The following is a 6,288-nucleotide window of genomic DNA, read 5'->3' as shown; positions in this document are numbered from 1 at the left end:
CCCGCCCTCGCCGGTGGCCCCGAGGCCGACCACCGGAACGTCGATCGTTGGGGAATCAAGGGTCGAATCAGTTTCCGAAGGGGTCGCACGCCCCCCGGCCGGCGTGGTGTCGACCGGGAGGGTCCAGACGTGGTGATAGCCCGCTGGCTGGCCGCCAGCCAACACGGCGAGGGGGCCGTCCGTTGAGGCGGCGATCGACGCCACGTCGACGGCGAAGGGCAGGGTCGCGCTCAGCGAGGTGCGATCGGCAGCAACCGAGAGCGCCGGGATGAATAGGTACGTCGCGCCTGCGTCCGGAGCGGCCAGTTCGGGACCGGCTCGGAGATCAGCGAGGACGCCGCCCGACTGGACCGCGAGAAGCGCTGGCGTTTCGACGGCGGTACCCGCGTCTGCCGTCCTGAGGCCCCCCTCACCAGGGACGTACCAGGACGTGCGCTCGCCGTTCCGGCCCAGTTGCGGGTGTATCGCCGGGACGCCGTCAAGTTCGGTTCGGACGGCGGCGTAGCCGCGGGCGTTCCGCTCGCCCGGCAGGAGAACCGCGTCAGGGTTAAAATACGAGACCGCGTCGGTGAGCGTCGCCGCGGCGAGTCGGTCGGCCGCAGCGGCGGGGATCGACAGCAACCGGACGGACGACGCTCCGGACATCAGTGGTGTCGGTTCGGAAGTCGGGGACGAACATAAGCGTGTTCGCGCCGGCAGGGACGCGAAATCACTCCGAAAGCTGCTCCGCTAGGTGAACGACGATCGGCACGTCAGCGTCCTCAACAAAGCGGGCGCGTTCGGCGCCCGATGTGACGTCCTCGGCGACGACGGTCGGGATCAACTCGATATCGTATGCTCCGACACCGGGGCCAACCTTTGACCCGTCATCGGCCTTCTCCACGGGGTGGTGTTCGACCGCCTCGACGCCCGCGGCCTCCATCGCCGCGCCGAAGTCGGGGAGCTGGGAGCGACAGTCGACACACCAGTCGCCGCCCCAGACCTTCACGACGATGTCGTCGGAAACGGCCTCGAAGGTCGCAACGGCTTCCTCGTAGGAGTCGGCGTCCCAGGCGGGGTTCGGGCGCAGCGTTTCGAGTTCCATATCGTCGTATTCGTCGCGGGACTCTTAAAAAGCGCGCTCGGCGTCCCGCCGAACAGGTCTGAGATCTGTGTAACTGTCACTCGTCGGTGACGAGGAACGTCCGGCCACCTCGGCGCTCGAAGTGGACGTTCTCCGCTACCGACGCGCAGCCTTCGATCCGCGAGACCGGGAGGTCGCTGACCTCAAGCACGCGGGCACCGATTCGGTCGCCGGTTCGGAGGCCTGATCGCGTAGACATATCTGTCAATAGGGGCGGGATTCATAAATCGGCCAGCCACGCGCGGAGTGAAAGTGAAAGTGACGCTCCAAGAGCCGGAACCGACCGACTGAACGGCGATTCATGCCCGATCGAAGCTGAACACACAGGTGAATATAAAACAGTGGCCGAGAGACATGGAGAGCGATGCGACCGGGGGGTTCCGTACGGATCCCCCTGTCGCCCGTCGGGTATCCCTGCCGCGCCTCCGAACAGACAGCCCGCATACCTCCTTCGTTTTAAAAGGTTCTCGCTACCTCCTCGCTTTTATTATCTCTCGGCACCCCCCGGCTGACGACGATTTCGGTCTGTCTCACAACTCCGTGTCAATGCCATCGGTCCGTTGGACAGTGACACCACCGGTCGCGGCGTCGACGCGCATCGTCCGGCCACAGTCGCCGCCGACCTCCTCGCCGACCAACTCGATCCCGCGTGCAGCGAGGACTTCGCGGGCGGTCTCGATGTTTCTGTCACCGATTGAGTACCCGTCGTCGGTGCTGAAATCGACGACCGCGGCCCCGCCAGTCACCTTCGCCCGCAACGTCGACGGGTCCGCACCCGCCTCGCCAAGCGCGCCAACGACGGCGTCGATTCCCGAGTCGACGAACCGTGCTGGCGGGCGATCGTCGTCGCCGTTCCGGCGGGGCAACATCGGGTGGAGCAGCGACCCGACCCCCGCGTGTGGATCGTAGATCGCGACCCCGAGACACGATCCGAGCCCGCTCGTCGTGATGGTGCCTGTGGAGGCGATGGCGAACTCCGCGATCGAGACCTTGATTCGCTCCCCGGTGTCTCCCCTGCCCCCGGGGGCTCGCACAGTTCAGAACACCTCGTCGGGATCGACGTGGGTCTTGTCGGCCCGCTCGACGAGGAGATCATCCAACACCTCCCGGAGTTCGGCCTCGTCGGGCAGTGCGAACAGTTCACACCGGAAGACGCCGTCAGTGTCGGTCCGGATCATCGAATCGAGCAGGAAGGCGTGCTCTTGGCTCCGGGCCATTCGTCCGACGATCGGGCTCATGATCGACGAGCCCATGTCGGAGACGAACGTCGGCGGCGAGTGGTCGATCGAGGACTCAAGCACGTTCGCCCACCCGTCGATGAAGCCGCTGGTCATGATGTTGCCGAGTTCCTTCATCGCGCTCTGTTCCATCTCGGACCACTCGCCGTCAGTCTCCATCGGTACGAGAGCATCAACGACGGCCTCCGCGGAGGGCCGATCAAAGAGGATGACGAGGTATCCGCTCGGCTTGCCCGTGTACTCCATGACCGTGCCCACGTAGCGTTGATCGCCCACGGCCGCGGGCACCTTGTCGACGGGGACGAAGCGCATCCGGTTGACCTCGACGTCGGTCTCGAGACCCGTCATCGTCGTGACGTTGTCGGCGGCGCGTTCGGCGCCGGATTTCGTCATCTCGTTGAATACTTCGAGTTTCTCGAAGGGGACGGCATCGTCGGCCGTCGGTTCGAGCGCCTCAACGAGCGACTCGCGTTTGGGAACGAGCAGGATGTGGAAATCCAACGACCCGGAGGCGGATTCAACCCGGCTCCGGAAGACGAACACCTGCTCGTCGGCGTCGGCCGTCTCGGCCGGCAACACGTCAGTGCCCGACCCTTCAAGATACGTCGGCGGCGAGATATCGATGACTGCGTCGAGGTGGTCGGCCCAGCCGTCGATGAAGCCGCTGGTCAGGATGTTGCCGACCTCTTCGATCGAGCTCTTCCGCATCCCCGCGTCAGCGCCGGGGGCGAGTACGTCGGCGATGGTCTCTCTCGCCGCCTCGTCGAAGGTGAGCACCGTCTCGCCGTCGAGGGCACCGTCCAATTCGATTCGAACCCCGGAGAACTCCCCACCGAGGTACTCGTACTTGAGGTCCGCGGGCGCCATGAGTGAGATGTTCGTCACTTCGACGTGCGTCTCGATGCCTGTCAACCCCGAGAGCGATTCGGCCGCCGAGCTTGCCCCCTCGCGGGCGAGACGGTTGTACGTCTCCAGCGAGTCGATGTCGATCTGCATCCTACCCGGCCACCACGTTCTCGATTTCCTCTAAGACACTCGGCTTCTGGAAGGGCTTCGTAATGTACCCCTCCGCGCCGGCCTGGATCGCGTTCTTCATCTTCTGTTCTTGGCCGACGCTCGTGCACATGATCACCTTCGCGCCGGGGTCCGAGTCGGTGATCTCGCCGGTCGCTTCGATGCCGTCCCGGATCGGCATCACGATATCCATCATCACGAGATCGGGGTCGTTCTCGTTGTACAACTCGATGGCTTCGACGCCGTTTTCAGCCTCCCCAGCGATAGTGTACTCCTCCTCGAGGATCTCCCGAAGGAGGCTTCGCATGAATTCGGAGTCGTCCGCGATCAGGACTTTCATCTCTACGATGTGTTCTCGTAGCGAGTACGTTAAGCCGTGTTCGGGTTCAGCGTTCGAAACGGATCGAGAGCGCCGGTGGTTCCCCGCTATCTGTCTCCCGTCCACCAGCTGTCGCTGGTCCGCTGTCCGTCGCTCACGCGCTACCCGTTTTGCTCCCCGCCCGACTCCTCGCGGATCGCGACGACGAGGTCCTCGATCGTGTCGGTCCGATTGAGATCGTGAGCGGACAGGAGCTTCGCGAGATTCGGCGTCTCCGCGGTCTCGAACGTCGACTCTCGGAGCAGGATATCGACGACCTCGTCCGGCGGCGTCCCGTCGGTGACGTGGCTCGCGTACCACCGCACCAGCCCTTCAAACGTGGAGATCACGTCGTCAGAGACTGTCCGGTGGCGGGCGGTGTCGCCTTTGAACTCCGCGACGATGTCCAGCCCGTAACGGGCGTTCGAGCGCGAGAGCTCCTCGGCAAGCAGCGTCCGGGCCGTCTCGGGGCTCCTTGGACGCTCCGGCTCACGACCTGGCGCGGGCTCCGACCGGGCGCGATCGGGGCCGTCGTCGCCACCCTTCGCCGAGTCGGGGACGTTTGGCGGCCCGCCCCCTGGCGAGACGACGTAGCGGCCGCTGTCGTCCAGTTCTTCGACGTACTCGCTCTCCGAAACGTCGAGTTCCTCCGGGGAGAGCACTTTGCCCTCCTCGGCGTCGCCGCCAGTCGGTGGTTCGGGGTCAATGCGAGCGTCGTCGTCGGGGTCTGGATCGTCGGGCATGGTTATGCGGTGAATCTGATCGTGTCCTCGTTCTCGCGGACGGAGACGGTGGCGCGGGTGTCACCGGAGATGGTGATTCCGTTGACTGTCACCTCGACCACCGTTCCCGGGGGCCAGCGGTCGGGATTATTTGCGTTAACACGTGTTACGGTCTTTCCGCTAATAAATGATCCATCGACCAGCAGGTCAATCGACCCGGCCTCCGGCGTCAACTCGGTCCCGCCGGTGTTCTTGACGTAGAGGGTGAGGTTACTGTTCGTACTGTTGTAGATCGCATCCGATCCGGTGTCGCTGATGATCCGAATATCGGTGTCGATGCGCTCCTCGGCGGCCTCGCTTTGATCCGAGATCGACGTGCTGACGCGATCAACCTGCGTGACGAGCGTTCCCGCCACTCCGGCAGCGACAACGATGCTGGCGATGAAAATGATGAGGTGGGAGGCGGAGACGCCGCTCATATCTGTTCACCTCCTCTAGTGGGATTGGCGGTCGGCGTCGGTCGGTTCGGATGGTGTTGTATCTGGATCATGTATCGGCGCTGAAATCTAAGGATCGTTCAGTTCCCTTTACCGAGACTGTGAGGCGGTTGCTGCTACCGGTAAGTGTCGTATCCAGTCTGACGACGATCTTTAGTACCTCGTCCTCGGCCCAGGCACCGTCGTCGTTGCCGTTTTGCGATGCAATATCGAGATCTGCACTGGGGATGTACCGCCCGTTCACGAGCACGTTTAGCGCCTCGTTACCGCTTGGTAGCGTTGTCGAACCGGTGTTTCTGACGTAGAACGTGACGTTCGCGGGCTCCGATCCCGACTCATTATAAAAGTTGGCTCCACCCCCGTCGTTCAAAATCTCGAAGTCGGCGTCGATCGATTCGGTGATCGCGTCGCCTTTCGTTTCCGCGGAGTTCGAGATATCCCCGACGGTCGCGACGAGGGTCCCGGCCACTCCAGCGGCGACAAGAATCGAGGCAATAAAAATCACCAACGTGGAGGCCGAAACGCCGCTCATGTCAGCCCCCGTACTCCGTCGTTTCGGCGATACCGTTTTCCGCGGCGATTTTTACCCGACCTTTCGAGTCAGCAGGATTGACCGTAATCGTGAGCGTGTCACCCGGAAGCCACAGGCCCGCGCTCGAGTCGCCCTCAACTTCTGTCGTTACGTCCCCGTTGTCGGGGATTTCTCCACCTACAAGGACGCTCGTCCCGTTGACACCGAGAGTCGTACTACCGGTGTTCTTTACTTTGAGCGTCAGCGTCGATATGCTCGAATTATACGTCGCCGACGTGATGTTGAACTCCGTATTTAACGCGTCGATCCCCCTATCGACCTGCTCGCCCTGCGAGTCCGCCAACGCGCCCATGCTGCCGACCAACGAGGGCACGGCGATGCCGGCGGCGACCATCACCCCGACGAATATGATGGCCGCCGAGCCGCTGACGCTAAAGCCCACGTCGCCCACCCCGTTTATAAAGGAGTCGTCGATCGACGGACGGGCGTCTGACGGGCTTGGCGTCCGTCGGGGTTGTGTCGTCGGGTCGGCTCATTCACTCGTTTCGGCTGCCGAGAGTCCTCACGCTACCTCGGCGACCGACCTGCAGGAACCGGTCGCCGTACTCGTGTTGATGTTCTCTCGTATGTCACTAAATCCAGCAGTCGGTTTCAGTCCCCGAAACCACGGCCGATACTCGTGAGCGTCGACCCTCACATCGTATGTAATGCCGTCAAAACGCCCAATCGGACGACTGTACGCCGATGTTAGGCCTCCTCTTCGGTCACCATGGCCATTGTTTCGCTAAGTCGTGACCCGTACTC

General features: G+C 63.2%; 9 protein-coding genes and 1 pseudogene. All 10 read right to left on the bottom strand.

Annotated elements, in window-relative coordinates:
• A pseudogene (locus ACI944_RS10365) lies at nucleotides 1–645 on the bottom strand (DNA-binding protein); the annotation flags it as partial.
• Nucleotides 646–709: 64 nt separating this feature from the next.
• The gene (locus tag ACI944_RS10360; RefSeq protein WP_411718973.1) at nucleotides 710–1,084 is read right to left on the bottom strand and encodes a thioredoxin; all 375 of its coding nucleotides are present in this window, start codon (nucleotides 1,082–1,084) and stop codon (nucleotides 710–712) included.
• A 76-nt stretch (nucleotides 1,085–1,160) separates the two neighbouring features.
• Entirely contained in the window at nucleotides 1,161–1,322 is a 162-nt protein-coding gene (locus ACI944_RS10355; RefSeq protein WP_411718972.1) for a hypothetical protein, read from the bottom strand.
• Nucleotides 1,323–1,653: 331 nt separating this feature from the next.
• Nucleotides 1,654–2,157 (bottom strand): chemotaxis protein CheD, encoded by a 504-nt coding sequence (locus ACI944_RS10350; protein WP_411718971.1) that lies wholly within the window; start codon nucleotides 2,155–2,157, stop codon nucleotides 1,654–1,656.
• 3 nt (nucleotides 2,158–2,160) lie between these two features.
• Nucleotides 2,161–3,357 (bottom strand): chemotaxis protein CheC, encoded by a 1,197-nt coding sequence (locus tag ACI944_RS10345; RefSeq protein ID WP_411718970.1) that lies wholly within the window; start codon nucleotides 3,355–3,357, stop codon nucleotides 2,161–2,163.
• A gap of 1 nt (nucleotide 3,358) precedes the next feature.
• The gene (cheY, locus tag ACI944_RS10340; RefSeq protein ID WP_411718969.1) at nucleotides 3,359–3,715 is read right to left on the bottom strand and encodes a chemotaxis protein CheY; all 357 of its coding nucleotides are present in this window, start codon (nucleotides 3,713–3,715) and stop codon (nucleotides 3,359–3,361) included.
• A gap of 140 nt (nucleotides 3,716–3,855) precedes the next feature.
• Nucleotides 3,856–4,476: a flagella cluster protein gene (locus tag ACI944_RS10335; protein WP_411718968.1), complete on the bottom strand. Its 621-nt coding sequence runs from the start codon at nucleotides 4,474–4,476 to the stop codon at nucleotides 3,856–3,858.
• 2 nt (nucleotides 4,477–4,478) lie between these two features.
• Complete coding sequence (locus ACI944_RS10330) at nucleotides 4,479–4,934, bottom strand: flagellin (protein ID WP_411718967.1); 456 nt, start codon at nucleotides 4,932–4,934, stop codon at nucleotides 4,479–4,481.
• Nucleotides 4,935–5,001: 67 nt separating this feature from the next.
• Nucleotides 5,002–5,484, bottom strand: coding sequence for a flagellar protein G (locus ACI944_RS10325; protein WP_411718966.1), 483 nt, complete (start codon nucleotides 5,482–5,484; stop codon nucleotides 5,002–5,004).
• Nucleotide 5,485: 1 nt separating this feature from the next.
• A complete protein-coding gene (locus tag ACI944_RS10320; RefSeq protein ID WP_411718965.1) occupies nucleotides 5,486–5,926 on the bottom strand; it encodes a hypothetical protein in 441 nt (146 codons plus the stop codon).
• Nucleotides 5,927–6,288: the final 362 nt, after the last annotated feature.

The organism is Natronomonas sp. (assembly GCF_046710025.1).
Taxonomy (GTDB): Archaea; Halobacteriota; Halobacteria; order Halobacteriales; family Haloarculaceae; genus Natronomonas.
Note: the sequence above shows the minus strand (reverse complement) of the source record. Positions and strands in the feature narration are given on the sequence as shown.